Below are 15,550 nucleotides of genomic sequence, written 5' to 3'. Positions count from 1 at the left end.
GGGCGATCTCCAGCTTCCTCTACCGGCGCAGCACGCTCTACCTGCTGCTGCTGCTGATCCCGCCGCTATTGTGGTTCGGGGTGATCTACATCGGCTCGCTGTTCGCCCTGCTCTGGCAGAGCTTCTACACCTTCGACGACTTCACCATGGCGGTGACGCCGGACCTGACCCTGGCCAACTACAAGGCGCTGTTCAACCCGGCCAACTACGACATTGTCCTGCGCACCTTCAGCATGGCAATTACCGTCTCGGTGGCCAGCGCGATCCTCGCCTTCCCCATTGCCTACTACATGGCGCGCTATGCCGGGCCCAAGGAGAAGGCTTTCTTCTACATTGCGGTGATGCTGCCGATGTGGGCCAGCTACATCGTCAAGGCCTACGCCTGGACGGTGATCCTCGCCAAAGGCGGCATCCTCTACTGGGTAATCGAACACCTGCATCTGCTCGGCCTGCTGGACCTGCTGCTGGAAGTGCCCGGCGTGGGCGGCAACACCCTGTCGACTTCGCACATCGGACGCTTCTGGGTATTCACCTACATCTGGCTGCCGTTCATGATCCTGCCGATCCAGGCGGCCCTGGAGCGCCTGCCGCCCTCCTTGCTGCAGGCCTCGGCGGACCTCGGCGCGCATCCCCGGCAGACCTTCTTCCAGGTGATCCTGCCGCTGGCCTTCCCCGGCGTGGTGGCCGGCTCGATCTTCACCTTCAGCCTGACCCTGGGTGACTTCATCATCCCGCAACTGGTGGGCCCCAGCGGGCTGTTCATCGGCACCATGGTCTACGTCCAGCAAGGCGCGGTGGGCAACATGCCGCTGGCGGCGGCCTTCACCCTGGTGCCCATCGTGCTGATTGCCGTTTATCTTTCCATCGCCAAACGGCTGGGGGCCTTCGATGCGCTCTGATGCCCACTCCACCGATCGCCCCTCCTGGTTCCTGCGCCTGGCGGCCTGGGGCGGGCTGGTATTCCTGCACTTCCCGATCCTGGTGATCCTGCTCTACGCCTTCAACACCGAGGAGTCGGCCTACAGCTTCCCGCTGCAGGGCTTCACGCTGAAGTGGTTCAGCATCGCCTTCGGCCGCGGCGATGTGCTCGATGCCATCTGGCTGTCGGTAAAGATCGCCTGCGTGGCCACGCTGATCGCCATGATCCTCGGCACCCTTGCCGCCGGTGCGCTGTACCGCCGCGACTTCTTCGGCAAGGAGAGCATCTCGCTGATGCTGATCCTGCCCATCGCCCTGCCCGGCATCATCACCGGTATCGCCCTGCTCTCGGCATTCAAGACACTGGGGATCGAGCCCGGCTTCCTGACCATCGTCATCGGCCACGCGACCTTCTGCGTAGTGATCGTCTACAACAACGTGATCGCCCGCTTCCGCCGCACATCCTTCAGCCTGATCGAGGCGAGCATGGACCTGGGCGCCGACGGCTGGCAGACCTTCCGCTACATCATCCTGCCGAACATCGCCACGGCGCTGCTGGCTGGCGGCATGCTGGCCTTCGCCCTGTCGTTCGACGAGATCATCGTCACCACCTTCACCGCCGGCCACGAGCGCACCCTGCCGCTGTGGCTGCTCAACCAACTGACCCGCCCGCGCGACGTGCCTGTCACCAACGTCGTGGCCATGCTGGTGATGCTCGCCACCATGCTGCCGATCCTCGGCGCGTACTACCTCACACGCGGGACCAGTGATGTGGCGGGGAGTGGCAAGTGACCTTGTGCCATGCGCCCCCTCCCTAACCCTCCCCCTGAAGGGAGAGGGGACTGGATCGGCGCAGGAGGAAACCACGGTTTCAGCCGGCACGAAAAGCTCCCTCTCCCTTCAGGGAGAGGGCTGGGGAGAGGGAACCCCCACTGACGAGAGGAGCCCCCATGCAAACCAAACTACTCATCAACGGCCAATTCGTCGCCGGCGAAGGCACGAAGCTGGACGTCCTCAATCCCGCCACGGGCGAAGTGATCGGCCAGATCGCCGAAGCCAGCGAAGCCCAGGTGGACACCGCGGTGCGCGCCGCCGACGCTGCCTTCGACGGCTGGTCGCAGACTGCGCCGAAAGACCGCGCCATGCTCCTGCTGCGCCTGGCCGACCGTATCGAGGAGCACGCCGAGGAACTGGCGAAGCTGGAATCGGACAACTGCGGCAAGCCCTATGCCGCCGCGCTGAATGACGAGATCCCGGCCATCGCCGATGTGTTCCGTTTCTTCGCCGGTGCCTGCCGCGTACTGCCCGGCTCCGCCGCCGGCGAGTACCTGCCCGGCTTCACCTCGATGATTCGCCGTGACCCGGTGGGCGTGGTCGCCTCCATCGCGCCCTGGAACTACCCGCTGATGATGGCCGCGTGGAAACTGGGCCCGGCCCTGGCCGCCGGTAACTGCGTGGTGCTCAAGCCTTCCGAACAGACGCCGCTGACCGCCCTGCGCGTCGCGGAATTCATCGCCGAGCTGTTCCCCGCCGGCGTGGTAAACATGGTCTTCGGTCGCGGCCCGAGCGTGGGCGCCCCGCTGGTCAGCCATGACCTGGTGCGCATGGTCTCGCTGACCGGCTCGGTGGGTACCGGCAAGGCCATCATCAAGAGCGCCGCCGATAGCGTGAAGCGCCTGCACATGGAGCTGGGCGGCAAGGCGCCGGTGATCGTGTTCGACGACGCAGACCTGGAGGACGTGATTGCCGGCATCCGCACCTTCGGCTTCTACAACGCCGGGCAGGATTGCACCGCCGCGTGCCGTATCTACGCCGGCAAAAAGGTCTACGACAACTTCGTCGCGGATCTCGCCAGCGCGGTATCGAGTCTCAAGACGGGTTTGCAGAATGACCCGAATACCGAACTCGGCCCGCTGATCACCGCGGCCCAGCGCGACCGCGTCTCCGGCTTTGTCGAGCGTGCCAAGGCCAGCCCGCATATCCAGATCGCTACCGGCGGCAAGGTGGTCAGCGGCAAGGGCTTCTTCTACGAACCCACGGTGGTGGCCAACGCCCAGCAGGACGACGAGATCGTCCGCCGCGAAGTGTTCGGCCCGGTCGTGTCGGTAACGCCATTCAGCGATGCGGACGAAGCCGTGCGCTGGGCCAACGACTCCGACTACGGACTCGCCTCGTCCGTGTGGACCAAGGATGTCGGCCGCGCCTCACGGGTGGCCGCGCGGCTGCAGTACGGCTGCACCTGGGTGAACACCCACTTCATGCTGTGCAGCGAGATGCCCCACGGCGGCTTCAAGCAGTCCGGCTACGGCAAGGACCTGTCCATGTACGGCCTGGAGGACTACACCGTGGCGCGGCACATCATGTTCAAGCACTGAGCCGCGACACCGGCGTACAGCCGCAAACGGTTGTACGCCCTACGGCGTGAACCTGACCTGTAGGAGCGAGCTTGCTCGCGAACCCTGGCCCCGTAGCGGGGGTTGTTCGCGAGCAAGCTCGCTCCTACGAAGAGCCCGCTTCTGCGTAGGAGCGGACTCCGTCCGCGATATCCCAGCGCCGCAAAGATCGCCGGATCAGATCAACCCGGCCAGCTTCAACCAATGGCGGTAGAACCCCTCCGCCACCTGGTTCATCGCCGCGACCCGCTGCGGCAGGCCCTCAAGCATCACCTCGGCGCTTTCCTGGCTCGGCTGGCTCGGATCGAGGTACTCCGGGAAACCGTTGACCCAATCACTGACCAGTTCTTCGGTCATCTCCGGATGCCCCTGCAGGCCGAGGATGCGCTCGCCATAGCTGAACGCCTGGTTCTCGCACCAGGGGCTGGACAGCACGCGGGTGGCACCTTCGGGAATGTCGAAGGTGTCGCCGTGCCACTGGTAGATCGGAAATTCCTCAGGCAGGTGCGCCAGCCACGGGCTCTGCGCTTCCTGGCGCCGCATGGGCTGCCAGCCCAGCTCGGTGTACGGCAGGCGGTGGATGTCGGCGCCCAGCGCCTTGGCCAGCAACTGGCCGCCCAGGCAGTGGCCGATCATCGGTACGTCGCGCTCGATGAAACGGCGGATCGCGGCGATCTCGTCGCGCAGCCACTGCAGCTCGTCGTTCACGCTCATGGGCCCGCCCATGATGGCCACCGCTTTGGGCCGCTCCAGGTCGTAGCCTTCCAGCTCGCCCAGGTCGACGCGAAGCACATCGAACGGCAGTTGCAGACGGTCGAGCACCGCGCCCAGGTGGCCGGGCGGGCAGAAATCGACGTGGGTCAGGATCAGGATATCGGTCATGGTCACCTCCGCGCGGCAGTCTGCCGCATCGGTGGCGATGAAGAAACCTGGCGTGTCCGCAAGCTTGTCCTTGCACGGCTGCCGCGCAGGCGCCGTTGCCCAGGCGAAAAAAGGCGCGCCGTCACTGCTGGCGACAGCGCGCATTTTCATTCTTACGGGTAAAGAGCGCGGGTAGAAGATCGGCCGTCGCGCGACGGCTCAACGACGTGTTGCGATCAACGCAGGGAGGTGACCTCCTGGGTCACACCCCAACCATCGAGAATTCCGCCCAGTGGCACCACGACTTCCTCAAGGTCGTGTTCGAAATCGCCGATGGCGGCATGGGTGGCGAACATCACCTTGCTGATCTGCAGGCTCCAGCCGCCGTCATCGCGGGCTTCGACCTGGGTTCTCAGCGACTCGCCGCGAAACTGCCGGGCAGCTTTGCGGGCGTTCTGTTCATCGGAAAAGATGGCGAAAAAGTCGATGGGATGAATGCGTGCGAAATCGAAGCCACCTTCCTTCATCCGGCGCAACACGTTGACGCTGATATCCTCCGAGAGGGGCTTTTCCATGGTACGCACCTCCTGTCGAGACGTTCAGAGTGTATTCCCCGCCAACGAACACGCCCTGCAAGGGCGTATTCCGGGCACTTCAGTGTGCCGCCGGGAAACGTCAAATGACGCAACGTCCCCCGAAATGGTGGCCAACTCCGCCGAACGCGACGAATGGCGCCGCGGAAATGTCCCGGCCACATTTCTCAGAGTAGCGCCTGAGCTCGCGACCTGCCGCTCCTTTGGCGCTTCGCGCCGTTCGGCGGCGACGGGCGGCAGAAAGGCGCCATCCCGCGTCGCTAGCCGCCCAACGCTATGCACAGGCCTGTCATGGCCACGCCCAGCGCCATGAAACCCAGCGCCCCCGGCCAGGGTGAGTCGCCGGACCAGCGACTGAGCAGCCAGCCCAAGCCGAACAGCATGACCACGCCGATACCCTGGGCCAGGCGGAGCGCCAGCAGATCATCTGGCACCAGCCACAGCGGCAGGATCAGCGGTAGCGTGATGCCGCTGACCAGCAGCACGATCAGCAGCGCCGCCAGCCAGACTTCCGCGCCCCCATGACGCAATTGCCCGGTACCCAGGTCCGAGCGCATCAGCCGCTGGCGCAGTCGCCAGACCTCGTCTGGTTGCAGCGCAGCCACCAGCCGCGGCGGCAGGAACTCGTCGAGGCCCTCGCGGAAATCGATATCACTGGACGTCCTGCGCAGGGCTCGCAGGCGGCCGTGCCGATGCACCCGCTCGACCCGCAGACGCACCAGCAGCAGCATCGCGTCCACCAGCCCCCAGGCCAGGTTGCAACCCAGTGCAGCGACGATCAGATCCTGCCGGCTGGCCCCGCCGCTGGCGGCGGAAATCACCGAGATGATGGTCAGGGTCATGATCACCCCATAGGTCATCTCGCTGATGCGGTCGAAGGGTGAAGTGATGTCCTGCAGCACGCGCTGCCAGGCCGAAGGCTGGGGTTCCGGATTTCGCTGCATGGGACGGCCTCCTTCGCCGCCCCTCCAGTCTACTCAGGCACGGCTGAGCCAGGCCATCACCCAACGGTTGATCGCCGGTGGCGACAGCTGGCCGGACCAGTACATCGCGCGGAACATCGCGCCAATGGGCCGATGCACGCCGCCGCTCTGGGCCTGCCGCCACGCGGCCTGGGCAATATCCTCAGCCACCAGGGTGACGCCCAGGCGGCGCAACACCGGCGGTTCGAAGGTCTGGCTGGCGACCATCGGCGTGCGCACGAACGGCGGCATCAGGTCGGCGACGCGAATGCCCAGCTCGCGCCACTCCAGCTCCAGCGCCTCGGTCAGCCCGCGCACGGCGAACTTCGAGGCCGAATAACTGGCCATCTGCGGCACGCCATAGAGCCCGGATGCCGAGCCCATGTTCAGCACCTGCGCGCCCGGCGTGCGCTTGAGGTACGGCAGCGCGGCGTAGCAGCAATTGAGTACGCCCTGCACGTTGATGGCGATGATGCGGTTGTGCTCGGCAAGGCTGATGTCCTCGAAGCGGCCGAAACGCAGGATGCCCGCGCAATTGAACAGCAGGCGCAGATGGCCGTCGTGTGCGTCGGCGAATCCGCGCACCGCCGCCGTCACAGCCTCGGCGTCCGTGACGTCCAGCGCCCGTTGCCAGGCGCCGCCGAGCTCGGCAGCCAGCGCCGCCAGCGGTTCGGGATTGAGGTCGATCAGGCCAACGCGCCAGCCGCGCTGATGAAACAGTTTCGCGGTGGCGGCGCCGATGCCCGAGGCCGCCCCGCTGATCAGAATGGTGTTCATCGCTGCACTCCTTGCAAGGGGGCGACCTGTAGATGGCTGGCGACAAAATGGGCGACGTCCTGCAAGGCACGGTCGGCCACGTCCAGCAGGCCGGCGTGAGCCTGGAACACATGCCAGCAGCCGGGAAAGCGCTGCAGTTGCACGGTGTTGCCGTAACGCCGTGCCGCATCGACGAATCGCAGGCTGTCGTTGCGCAACACCTCGTCCTCGCCAACCTGGATCAGCAGCGGCGGCAGGCCGCTGAGATCAGCGTGCAGCGGCGACAACTGGGCGTCCGCGCGGGGCACGCCGGGCGGGCAGAACATCTCCATGGCGCTGTCCATCCAGGCGCGGGTGATCAGCGGATCGCCCGCCGCCGGGGCGTGCAAATGCTCGCCGGAGAGATCGGTCACCGGCGAGAAAGTGACCAGCGCACCTGGCATCGGCAGGCCCAGCGCCTTGGCTTCCAGCGCCAACTGCAGGGTCAGGTGGCCGCCGGCGGAGTCGCCGGCTACCGCGATGGTTGGTGCGGGGATGCCCTTGTCGAGCAATGCACGATAAGCCGCTACGGCGTCCTCGCGCTGGGCAGGGAAGCGGTGCTCGGGGGCCAGGCGGTAGTCGATCACCCAGACCTCGGCCTTGCAGCGCCGCGCCAGGTTGGCGGTGATCGCCCGGTGCGTGGCCGGCGAGCCGACCAGGTAGGCGCCGCCGTGCAGGTAAAGGATCACCCTGCCCTCGCTCACCGCTTCCGGCCGCCAGACTTCGGCGGGCACGCCGCCCAGGGTCGTCTGCTCACTGCGTACACCACGGGGCGTCAGCGTTGCGGCGGTCAGTCCGCGTAACAGGGCGCGCTGCGCCTTTACCGGCAATTGCGGGCCCATCAGCCCACGGAACAGCAGGTTGAGCGTGCCGCGCAGGATGGCCGTCAGCAGTTTCTGGCGGGTCGACAGCGGCACCTGGGGTTCAACGGATGCAGTCATAGTCGGCGAACTCCGGCTGACGGGTCTGTTGGCGGTAGCGGAAGGTGAAGCCCGGCCAGTTCACGGTATTGCGGCCGCTTGCGGTCTTGTACCAGCTGCTGCAACCGCGCTCCCAGATGGTGTGCTGCAGGTCGTGCTGCAACTGGCGGTTGAAGCCCTGCTGCGCCTGTGGCTTGAGGTCCAGGTACTTCAGGCCCTCGCGCTGGATCCGTTGCAGGCAGCCGAGCACATAGGGGAACTGGCTCTCCAGCATGTAGATGATGGAGTTGTGCCCCAGGTTGGTGTTCGGCCCATAGAGGATGAAGAAGTTGGGGAAGCCGCTGACGCTGATGCCCTTGTAAGCCTCGGCGCCGTCGCTCCAGGCCTGGTTCAGTTCGCGCCCGCCCAGGCCGGTGATACGCATCGGCGCGAGGAACTCGGTGGCGGCGAAACCGGTACCGTAAATGATCGTATCCACCGGGTGGCGTACCCCGTCGCGGGTCACGATGGCGTCCTCGGTGACCTCGCTTATACCGGTATCCACCAGCTTCACATTGCTGCGCGCCAATGCCGGGTAGTAGTCGTTGCTGATCAGGATGCGCTTGCAGCCCATGGGATAGTCCGGCTGCAACCGAGCACGCAGCTGCGGGTCGCTGATGCTTTTGCGCATGTGCAGGTGGAAGCTGATCCGCATGAATTTCATCATTGGCGGGAACACGGTGAAGGCCAGCGCCCGCGCCTCGTGCTGGATGTACTTCAGGCCTCGATCCAGGCGTTGCAGCCAGGGCAGGCGCGACTTGATACGGCGTTCCCAGTCGGCGTAAGGACGGTCCGGCTTGGGAATCACATAGGCGGCGCTGCGCTGGAACAGCAACAACTCAGCCACCTTCGGCGCAATCTGCGGGACGAACTGGATGGCGCTGGCGCCAGTGCCGACCACCGCGACACGCTTGCCGTCCAGCGGCGTTTGGTGGTCCCACTGCGCGGAGTGGAAGGCCTTGCCCCGGAAGCGCTCGATGCCTGGCAGCTTCGGGATCAGCGGACGGCTCAATTGGCCGAGGGCGCACACCAGCGACTGGGCGCGCAGCTCCTCGCCGTCAGCGCAGGTCACCTGCCACTCACCGGCCGCTTCATCGAAGCTGGCCTCGCTCACTTCGCAGTTGAAGCGGATACGTTCGCGCAAACGGTACTTGTCGGCGCAGTGCCGCGCGTACTCGAGGATTTCCGCCTGGGGCGCGAATTTGCGCGACCAGTCAGCCTTGGGTTCGAAGGAGAAGGAATACAGGTGTGAAGGCACATCGCAGGCAGCGCCTGGATAGACGTTCTCGCGCCAGCAGCCGCCGACGTCGGCAGCCTTCTCGAGGATCAGGAAGTCCTGGATGCCAGCTTTCTGCAGGCGGATCGCCAGGCCCAGGCCGGCGAAGCCGGCGCCGATGATCAGCACGCGCGGGGCGGCCGATCGACGGGATGGTGTTGTCATTGTTGTGCTCCCGGTTTCGAAGTCCGCACAGCGGCGGATGACACCATCCTAGTGCGACTTCCCGCCACGAGTTATGGCATAGTCGGACAGAAAATTGTGACTTTCGGTCACCCCTGATTTTCGGTCATCCTGACATCCGAGGTTCCGATGCCCACCACTCCACCCTGGTCGCCCCGGCGCAGCGCCATCAGCGTGCAGCTCATGACCCAGTTCGCCCTCGATCACGGCATGACCCTGGAGCAGTGCCTGGACGGCACTGGCCTTGACATCGGCGTGCTCGCCGACCCGGGTGCGGAAGTCGACGCGATCCAGGAACTGGAGTTGCTGCGCAACATCAACCGGCAAATCGGCCAGCGCCCAGGCATCGGGCTCAAGGCCGGGCTGCGCTATCACCTCAATACTTACGGCATCTGGGGCTTCGCGCTGCTCAGCAGCTCGACCTTCCTCAGCGCGGCGCACCTGGGCCTGCGCTACCTCGACCTGACCTACGCCTTCCACCGCATGACGCTGGAGGAACACGACGGCGAGGCGCACCTGGTGCTGGATGACTCCGCCGTGCCGGAAGACCTGCGCGACTTTCTCATCGACCGCGACGGCGGCGGAGTGCTGCGCATCCAGCGCGACCTCACCAACCAGCCGCCGCCGATCCGCCAGGCGCTGTTTCGCCGCGAAGCACCGGCCGACCTGCAGCCCTACATCGATGAATTGGGGGTGACGCCGCTTTTTGGCCAGGTGGAGAACCGCATCGTCTTCGACAGCCGCATTCTTGAATTGCCTCTTCCCGGCGCCAACCCGGAAGTAGCTCGGCGCTGCGAGGAACAATGCCGCGCCCTGCTCGCTCGCCGGCAGGTACGCACCGGGCTGTCCGGGCAGATTCGCGATCGCCTGCTGGGCACGCCGGGACGGCTGCCGGACATGGAGCAACTGGCGGACGAACTGCACATGACCTCACGCACGCTGCGACGCCGGCTGGAGGCCGAGGACAGCAGCTATCGTGCCCTGCTGGATGAGGTGCGCCAAGCGCTGGCCGAGGAGTTGCTGGCCACCGGGGCGATTCGTCTGGAGGAGATTGCCGAGCGGCTCGGCTATGGCGAGGTGTCGAACTTCATCCACGCCTTCCGCCGCTGGAAAGGCGTGACCCCAGGGCGTTTCCGCCGCGGCTGAGGCGTCTCGAGAAGCGAGCTTAGAAGACCAGCTTGTAGCCGATCATCGCCAGCATGATCGCCAGGCACGGGCGCAGCACGCCGTCCGGAATACGCCCGGCCAGGTGGCTGCCGATGTAGATGCCCGGCAGCGAGCCGATCAGCAGGTAACCGAGCAGGCCCCAGTCCATGTTGCCCATGCTGGCGTGGCCGAGGCCGGCGACCAGGGTGAGCGGTACGGCGTGGGCGATCTCGGTGCCCACCAGACGGCGGGTGGCGAGGAAGGGATAAAGGATGAACAGCGCCACGGTACCCAGGGCACCGGCGCCAATGGACGTCAGCGCAACCATGCCGCCGAGGATGGCGCCGGTGATCACGGTCAGGGTATTCAGGCGGGGGCCGCTGAAGTGGAAGCTGTCGCCGGCATGACGCTGGGCGAAGGCCAGCACCTGCTTCTTGAACAGCACGGCCAGGGCGGTGAGCAGCAGCACGACGCCCAGGGCGTTCTTGATGACCGCGTTCATCGCCGCGGTATCGGTGTGCAGGCTATGCAGGAACAGCAGCGTCAGCGCCGCTGCCGGGACGCTGCCCAAGGCCAGCCAGCCGGTGATGCGCCAGTCGATGTTGTCGTTCTTGCGGTGGACCAGGACGCCGCCGGACTTGGTGATGGCGGCATAGAGCAGGTCGGTGCCCACCGCGGCGGCGGGGTTGATACCGAACCAGAGCAGAATCGGCGTCATCAGCGAACCGCCACCGACACCGGTCATTCCAACGATAAAGCCTACGACAAGACCCGCGACTACAAACCCGATATTGCCGAAATCCATCTACGCGTCCTGACTGGCGAAACGATCACCTCGTGGTGTGGCCGGGAGGATACTGACTTTTCTTATAATCCATTAGACCGATGTGGTCTTACTTTATAACCTCTTCTTACTGAAGATTCTGTCGTCCATTCCGACACCAAGCCCTCTGGCCCGGCGTTTTCTGTACGAGCGAGCTTGCTCGCGAACAACTCCGAGACCACCAGGCCAGAGCGGTTCGCGAGCAAACTCGCTCCTACAGAAGGCAAAACCCTCGCCCATGAAAAAAGGGGCCCGAAGGCCCCTTTTCACTGACTGCGCGATTACTTCACGTCAGGCTTGCCGTCCACCACGCCAGCGGTGTTGTCCAGCAGGCTCTTGGTCGCGGTCTGGATGAACGATTCCAGGCGCACGCGCAGGCTTTCCTGGTCGGCGGCGCCGTCCACGCGCTTCACGCCAAAGTCGCTGCCCAGCTTGTAATCGTAGACGCGAATATCGCCTTCCTTCGGACGGATCAGGATGCGGTTACCGGAAATCACGGCGACCACCTGCTCACTACCCGACGGCTTGATCACGCCGATACCCTTGTCGCCAGCCGGCAGGTTCAGCAGGTCGCGACCCCAGCACTGGTGGCGCACTTCACCGCCCAGGCGACCCATGATGGTAGGCACGATGTCGATCTGGGTGCCGACAGTGTCGCGGGTCGCGCCGAACTTCTCCTGGATGCCCGGAGCCACCAGCAGCAGCGGCACGTTGAAGCGGAACAGGTCCATCTCGGTCAGCTGCTCGGGGCTGCCGAAACCATGGTCGCCGACGACCACGAACAGGGTGTCCTTGTAGTACGGCGATTTCTTCGCCTTCTCGAAGAACTGCCCCAGCGCCCAGTCGGAATAACGCATGGCCGTCAGGTGCTCGTCGAGGCTGCCGTTACCGGTCACGCGCTCCACCGGCAGGTCTTTCGGCAGTGCGTAAGGCACGTGGTTGGACAGGGTCTGCAGCAGGGCATAGAACGGCTTGCCGGTGGCTGCGAGCTTGTCCAGTTCCTCGTTGCCGCGGGCGAACATGTCCTGGTCGGACACACCCCAGGTCGGGTCGGAGAACACCGGATTGACGAAGTCGTTACGGCCGATGAACGAAGTCATGCCCTGGTTGGCGAAGAAGCCGGACTGGTTGTCCCAGGCGAAGTCGCCGTTGTAGACGTAGACGTCCTCGAACTTGCGCGCCGACAGCAGCTGCGGCAGGCCGGAGAACTTGTGGCCGCCCTCGGGCGTCTGCATCAGGTACTCGAAGCCCGGCAGGTTGGGGAAGCACGCCATGGTGGCGAACATGCCCTGGTGGGTGTGGGTGCCGTTGGAGAAGTACTGGGTGAATAGCAGCCCTTCCTTGCTCAGCTTGTCGAAGTAAGGGGTGATATCGCCCTTGCCGCCCAGCGCACCAACGTAGTGGCCGGCGAAGCTTTCCATGAGGATCACCACGACGTTCTTGATCGGCAGCGTGCCATCGGCCGGCGGGGTGTAGTCACGGCGCACGGCGGCGTCATCAGCGTCGACCAGCTTGTCGTCCGGCATCACCAGCATCTGGCGCACCACATCGCGTGCCTGGTCCACCGGCAGGGTGGCTTTCCAGATGTTGTCGCGGTCTTCGGACAGGAAGCGGCTTTCGGCAGCCTTGATCAGGCTCAGGGTGCCGTTCAGGCCCAGCTGGTTGGCGAACATCGAATCCGTGGTGAAGGCGTCGCCCCAGCGCAGCGGCGGGCCCTGGCGCAGGGTACCGCGGGCAGCGACCACGCAGACCACGATCACCACCAGCATCACGGCCACGCGGAGATACCAGGCGGCGGCGGACGGACCGGAAGCATCCGGACGGGTCGCGCGGTCGATGCCACGGAACACCAGGTACAGCAGCCAGGTGGCAAAGGCCCAGGCCAACAGGTAGCGAACCACCGGGTAGCCGTACCAGATCATGCTCATGACCGTCTTCGGGTCTTCGGACATGTACTGGAACACCAGGCTGTTCAGGCGCTGGTGGAACTCACGGTAGAAGTCCATCTCCAGCACGCCGAGGAACAGCGTGATGCTCGCGGCGATGGTCAGCCAGGTCTTCCACAGCCAGCGCCAGCCCATGGCACGCACGCTCGCGATGGCGAAGACCAGCGGGGCGACGATGTAGACCACGGCGCGGATGTCGAAACGCATGCCGGTGATGAAGGCTTCGACGAAGGTGGACGCCGGGGTGCTGCCGATCAGCTCGCGGTTATAGACGAGCAGCGCCACGCGCAGCAGGGAGAACATCACCATCAGCGCAAGGACGCTGAGCGCGGTGAACGCCAGGTGGCTGGACACGGTGGGCCGCGTGAGGCTCGCACCGGTCTGGCGGTTGGTCAGGACTTCTGATTGGCCCATTTCTTGGTTCCGTTGTGAACGTTCAGGGTTCGAAGGAGCGTCGCCATGGCCGGGCAGGATGACTTGCCCGCGCGAGCGCGAAAGGCTGCGGCATTACACCGCAAAAGCAGCGGCGTCGCATTCTATTGTGCGCGCCTTAAGCGGACATTAAGCCTGAGCGGGTATTCGTTTCGAGATGATGCGAGCGAGAACCGGCGCAGGTGGGACCGCCTGACGGCGGGCAGAGTGCCGGACGGCATGTGAAGAAAATGTCCCGATGGGCGGGAATGTCGGGCATTGCGCCCCTGCCCGCCGCGCGATAAGCACGACGGGCAGCGCTGGATCAGTCGTTGGCCGGCTTGCCGATGGCCTGCAGCACGTACTGCGGCAGGGCGAAGGCGCCCTGGTGGATGGCCGGGTTGTAGTAGCGGGTCTGGATGCCACTGGCGGCGAAGCGCTGGGCAAGGGTGCCCGCATCGACCTTGCGCAGCGCCGGGTTGGTCGAGCCCCAGGCGAAGGTCATCGAGCCGCCGATGTAGGTCGGCACGGCCGCCTGGTAGAAGTGCCAGTCGGCGAACAGGCCGTTCATCCGGCCGGCGGTGTTGCGCACGGTGTCCAGCTGCATGAAAGGCGTACCGTTCTGGGTCACCAGCACACCGCCCTCGTTCAGGCAGCGGTGGCAGGCCTGGTAGAAGTTTTCCGAGAACAGCACTTCGCCCGGACCGATCGGGTCGGTGGAGTCGGAGATGATCACGTCGAACTTCTCCGTGGTGGTGGCGACGAAGCGCATGCCGTCGTCGATCACCAGGTTCAGGCGTGCATCGTCGAACGCACCCTGGGAATGATTCGGCAGGAATTCCTTGCACATGTCGACCACGGTGCCATCGATCTCGACCATGGTGATGTGCTCGACGCTGGCGTGCTTGGACACCTCGCGCAGCATGCCACCGTCACCACCGCCGATGATCAGCACGCGCTTGGCCGCGCCATGGGCGAGGATCGGTACGTGGGTGAGCATCTCGTGGTAGATGAACTCGTCGGCCTCGGTGGTCTGGATCACTCCGTCCAGCGCCATCACGCGGCCCATGCGGGCGTTCTCGAAGATCACCAGGTGCTGGTGCTCGGTGCGCACCTCGTGGAGCATCCTGTCGACGCTGAAACGCTGGCCATAGCCGTCGTAGAGGGTTTCCTGGTAATCGTGCATGCAGTGGGCTCCCGTCGGGACAAGACACTAGGAGGGGACGGCCGGGCCGCCCCGAAAGAGGCGCGCATTCTACGTGCCGGAAGATGACAGGTCGAACCCTGCCGTCGGCGCGCCCTGTAAGGAGCCCGACCACGCCAGTTTGAAAGTCAGGCGCGGGAGGACAGCCCGGCGCGCAACAGGTAAGGTCGCTGCATGAAAAGCACAGCCCCCGCCCCCCGGATCATCCGCCTGTCCTACCACGCGCCCTGGGATTGGCAGCAGTTCCACGACCACTTCGCCCTGCGCAGCCTGGCTGGCGTCGAATGCCTGTCGCCCCGGCGCTATGCCCGCAGCGTGCGGCTGGGCGCGGATAGCGGCTGGTTCAGCGTGGCCCCCGTGGAGGACCGCGCCGAGCTGGAACTGGAACTGCACCTGCCGGCCGCCCATGCCGAAGCGCTGACGGCGCGGGCGCGCAAGATGTTCGACCTGGACAGCAATCCCGCCCACATCGCCGCGCACCTGGGCGGTGACACCGTCCTCGGGCCACTCCTGCTGCAGGCTCCCGGCCTGCGCCTGCCCACCGCGTTCGACCCGTTCGAGCAGGCCGTGCGCGCCATAGTCGGCCAACAGGTCACGGTGAAAGCTGCGGTAACCATCGTCGGGCGGCTGGTGCAGCGCCTGGGCGAAGCGCTGCCCGGCGACGTCGAAGGCAAGCCGACCCGTCTGTTCCCCACCCCCGAGGCCCTGGCCGAAGCCGACCTCGCCGGCATCGGCATGCCCGGCAAGCGCGTCGAGACCCTGCAGCGCTTTTCTGCCGCCTGCGCCAGCGGCGCGCTGGCCTTGCACGTGGAAGACGGCGCCGAGGACCTGGTGAAGCGCCTCTGCGCCCTCCCCGGCATCGGCCCCTGGACCGCCGAGTACGTCGCCCTGCGCGCCTTCGGCGATCCGGACGCCTTCCCCGCCGCCGACCTGGGCCTGCTCAAGTCACCGGTCTGGGGCGCAGAAGGCATCACTGCCCGCGAGCTGCAACGCCGCGCCGAAGCCTGGCGGCCGTGGCGCGCCTATGCCGCCGTCTATCTGTGGCACGCCTATTCCCAGGCCGGCCGCACCGGAGGATGA

At 65.6% G+C, this 15,550-nt stretch carries 14 protein-coding genes; 5 read left to right on the top strand and 9 right to left on the bottom strand.

The window, feature by feature from the left end; all coding sequences use genetic code 11:
- Positions 1-5 precede the first annotated feature (5 nt).
- The 3 genes from ACNFH5_RS13260 to ACNFH5_RS13250 all read left to right on the top strand — a co-directional run bounded on the left by ACNFH5_RS13260 (position 6) and on the right by ACNFH5_RS13250 (position 3,293).
- Positions 6-899 (top strand): ABC transporter permease, encoded by an 894-nt coding sequence (locus tag ACNFH5_RS13260; protein ID WP_416747302.1) that lies wholly within the window; start codon positions 6-8, stop codon positions 897-899.
- Positions 889-1,710 (top strand): ABC transporter permease, encoded by an 822-nt coding sequence (locus tag ACNFH5_RS13255; protein ID WP_416746567.1) that lies wholly within the window; start codon positions 889-891, stop codon positions 1,708-1,710. Before ACNFH5_RS13260 ends, ACNFH5_RS13255 begins: the two co-directional genes overlap by 11 nt.
- Positions 1,711-1,868: 158 nt before the next feature.
- Complete coding sequence (locus ACNFH5_RS13250) at positions 1,869-3,293, top strand: gamma-aminobutyraldehyde dehydrogenase (protein WP_416746565.1); 1,425 nt, start codon at positions 1,869-1,871, stop codon at positions 3,291-3,293.
- A 195-nt stretch (positions 3,294-3,488) separates the two neighbouring features.
- On the opposite strand, the gene ACNFH5_RS13245 is transcribed toward ACNFH5_RS13250, so the two are convergent.
- From ACNFH5_RS13245 to ACNFH5_RS13220, 6 genes are all read right to left on the bottom strand, one after another.
- Positions 3,489-4,193: a type 1 glutamine amidotransferase gene (locus tag ACNFH5_RS13245; protein WP_416746563.1), complete on the bottom strand. Its 705-nt coding sequence runs from the start codon at positions 4,191-4,193 to the stop codon at positions 3,489-3,491.
- A gap of 215 nt (positions 4,194-4,408) precedes the next feature.
- The gene (locus ACNFH5_RS13240; protein ID WP_024765445.1) at positions 4,409-4,747 is read right to left on the bottom strand and encodes a ribonuclease E inhibitor RraB; all 339 of its coding nucleotides are present in this window, start codon (positions 4,745-4,747) and stop codon (positions 4,409-4,411) included.
- Positions 4,748-5,025: 278 nt separating this feature from the next.
- Positions 5,026-5,709 carry a hypothetical protein gene (locus tag ACNFH5_RS13235; protein ID WP_416746561.1) on the bottom strand — a complete coding sequence of 228 codons (684 nt, stop codon included), beginning with the start codon at positions 5,707-5,709 and terminating at the stop codon, positions 5,026-5,028.
- A 33-nt stretch (positions 5,710-5,742) separates the two neighbouring features.
- Positions 5,743-6,504: an SDR family oxidoreductase gene (locus ACNFH5_RS13230; RefSeq protein ID WP_416746559.1), complete on the bottom strand. Its 762-nt coding sequence runs from the start codon at positions 6,502-6,504 to the stop codon at positions 5,743-5,745.
- Positions 6,501-7,463 carry an alpha/beta hydrolase gene (locus ACNFH5_RS13225; protein WP_416746557.1) on the bottom strand — a complete coding sequence of 321 codons (963 nt, stop codon included), beginning with the start codon at positions 7,461-7,463 and terminating at the stop codon, positions 6,501-6,503. Before ACNFH5_RS13225 ends, ACNFH5_RS13230 begins: the two co-directional genes overlap by 4 nt.
- Positions 7,447-8,922, bottom strand: a complete 1,476-nt coding sequence (locus ACNFH5_RS13220) for a flavin-containing monooxygenase (RefSeq protein WP_416746555.1) — start codon at positions 8,920-8,922, stop codon at positions 7,447-7,449. Before ACNFH5_RS13220 ends, ACNFH5_RS13225 begins: the two co-directional genes overlap by 17 nt.
- Positions 8,923-9,069: 147 nt before the next feature.
- Between ACNFH5_RS13220 and ACNFH5_RS13215 the strand changes: the two genes are divergently transcribed.
- Positions 9,070-10,086 carry an AraC family transcriptional regulator gene (locus tag ACNFH5_RS13215; protein WP_416746553.1) on the top strand — a complete coding sequence of 339 codons (1,017 nt, stop codon included), beginning with the start codon at positions 9,070-9,072 and terminating at the stop codon, positions 10,084-10,086.
- Between the two features lie 19 nt (positions 10,087-10,105).
- On the opposite strand, the gene ACNFH5_RS13210 is transcribed toward ACNFH5_RS13215, so the two are convergent.
- From ACNFH5_RS13210 to speE, 3 genes are all read right to left on the bottom strand, one after another.
- Positions 10,106-10,891, bottom strand: a complete 786-nt coding sequence (locus tag ACNFH5_RS13210) for a sulfite exporter TauE/SafE family protein (RefSeq protein WP_169887878.1) — start codon at positions 10,889-10,891, stop codon at positions 10,106-10,108.
- A 299-nt stretch (positions 10,892-11,190) separates the two neighbouring features.
- Positions 11,191-13,269 carry an LTA synthase family protein gene (locus ACNFH5_RS13205; RefSeq protein WP_416746551.1) on the bottom strand — a complete coding sequence of 693 codons (2,079 nt, stop codon included), beginning with the start codon at positions 13,267-13,269 and terminating at the stop codon, positions 11,191-11,193.
- Between the two features lie 322 nt (positions 13,270-13,591).
- On the bottom strand, positions 13,592-14,452 hold the full coding sequence (gene speE, locus ACNFH5_RS13200) for a polyamine aminopropyltransferase (RefSeq protein ID WP_416746549.1): 861 nt from the start codon (positions 14,450-14,452) through the stop codon (positions 13,592-13,594).
- 192 nt (positions 14,453-14,644) lie between these two features.
- On the opposite strand from speE, the gene ACNFH5_RS13195 reads away from it, so the two are divergent.
- Positions 14,645-15,550, top strand: a complete 906-nt coding sequence (locus ACNFH5_RS13195) for a DNA-3-methyladenine glycosylase family protein (protein ID WP_416746547.1) — start codon at positions 14,645-14,647, stop codon at positions 15,548-15,550.

The organism is Pseudomonas sp. NY15435, assembly GCF_048068295.1.
Lineage (GTDB): Bacteria > Pseudomonadota > Gammaproteobacteria > Pseudomonadales > Pseudomonadaceae > Pseudomonas.
This window is presented reverse-complemented; position numbering and strand designations above follow the sequence as displayed.

Bases quoted from the DNA above. Each gene is read 5' to 3' on its own strand.
- ACNFH5_RS13255 (WP_416746567.1), top strand. From the start codon at position 889: ATGCGCTCTGATGCCCACTCCACCGATCGCCCCTCCTGGTTCCTGCGC.
- ACNFH5_RS13250 (WP_416746565.1), top strand. From the start codon at position 1,869: ATGCAAACCAAACTACTCATCAACGGCCAATTCGTCGCCGGCGAAGGC.
- ACNFH5_RS13245 (WP_416746563.1), bottom strand. From the start codon at position 4,193: ATGACCGATATCCTGATCCTGACCCACGTCGATTTCTGCCCGCCCGGC.
- ACNFH5_RS13240 (WP_024765445.1), bottom strand. From the start codon at position 4,747: ATGGAAAAGCCCCTCTCGGAGGATATCAGCGTCAACGTGTTGCGCCGG.
- ACNFH5_RS13235 (WP_416746561.1), bottom strand. From the start codon at position 5,709: ATGCAGCGAAATCCGGAACCCCAGCCTTCGGCCTGGCAGCGCGTGCTG.
- ACNFH5_RS13230 (WP_416746559.1), bottom strand. From the start codon at position 6,504: ATGAACACCATTCTGATCAGCGGGGCGGCCTCGGGCATCGGCGCCGCC.
- ACNFH5_RS13225 (WP_416746557.1), bottom strand. From the start codon at position 7,463: ATGACTGCATCCGTTGAACCCCAGGTGCCGCTGTCGACCCGCCAGAAA.
- ACNFH5_RS13220 (WP_416746555.1), bottom strand. From the start codon at position 8,922: ATGACAACACCATCCCGTCGATCGGCCGCCCCGCGCGTGCTGATCATC.
- ACNFH5_RS13215 (WP_416746553.1), top strand. From the start codon at position 9,070: ATGCCCACCACTCCACCCTGGTCGCCCCGGCGCAGCGCCATCAGCGTG.
- ACNFH5_RS13210 (WP_169887878.1), bottom strand. From the start codon at position 10,891: ATGGATTTCGGCAATATCGGGTTTGTAGTCGCGGGTCTTGTCGTAGGC.
- ACNFH5_RS13205 (WP_416746551.1), bottom strand. From the start codon at position 13,269: ATGGGCCAATCAGAAGTCCTGACCAACCGCCAGACCGGTGCGAGCCTC.
- speE (WP_416746549.1), bottom strand. From the start codon at position 14,452: ATGCACGATTACCAGGAAACCCTCTACGACGGCTATGGCCAGCGTTTC.
- ACNFH5_RS13195 (WP_416746547.1), top strand. From the start codon at position 14,645: ATGAAAAGCACAGCCCCCGCCCCCCGGATCATCCGCCTGTCCTACCAC.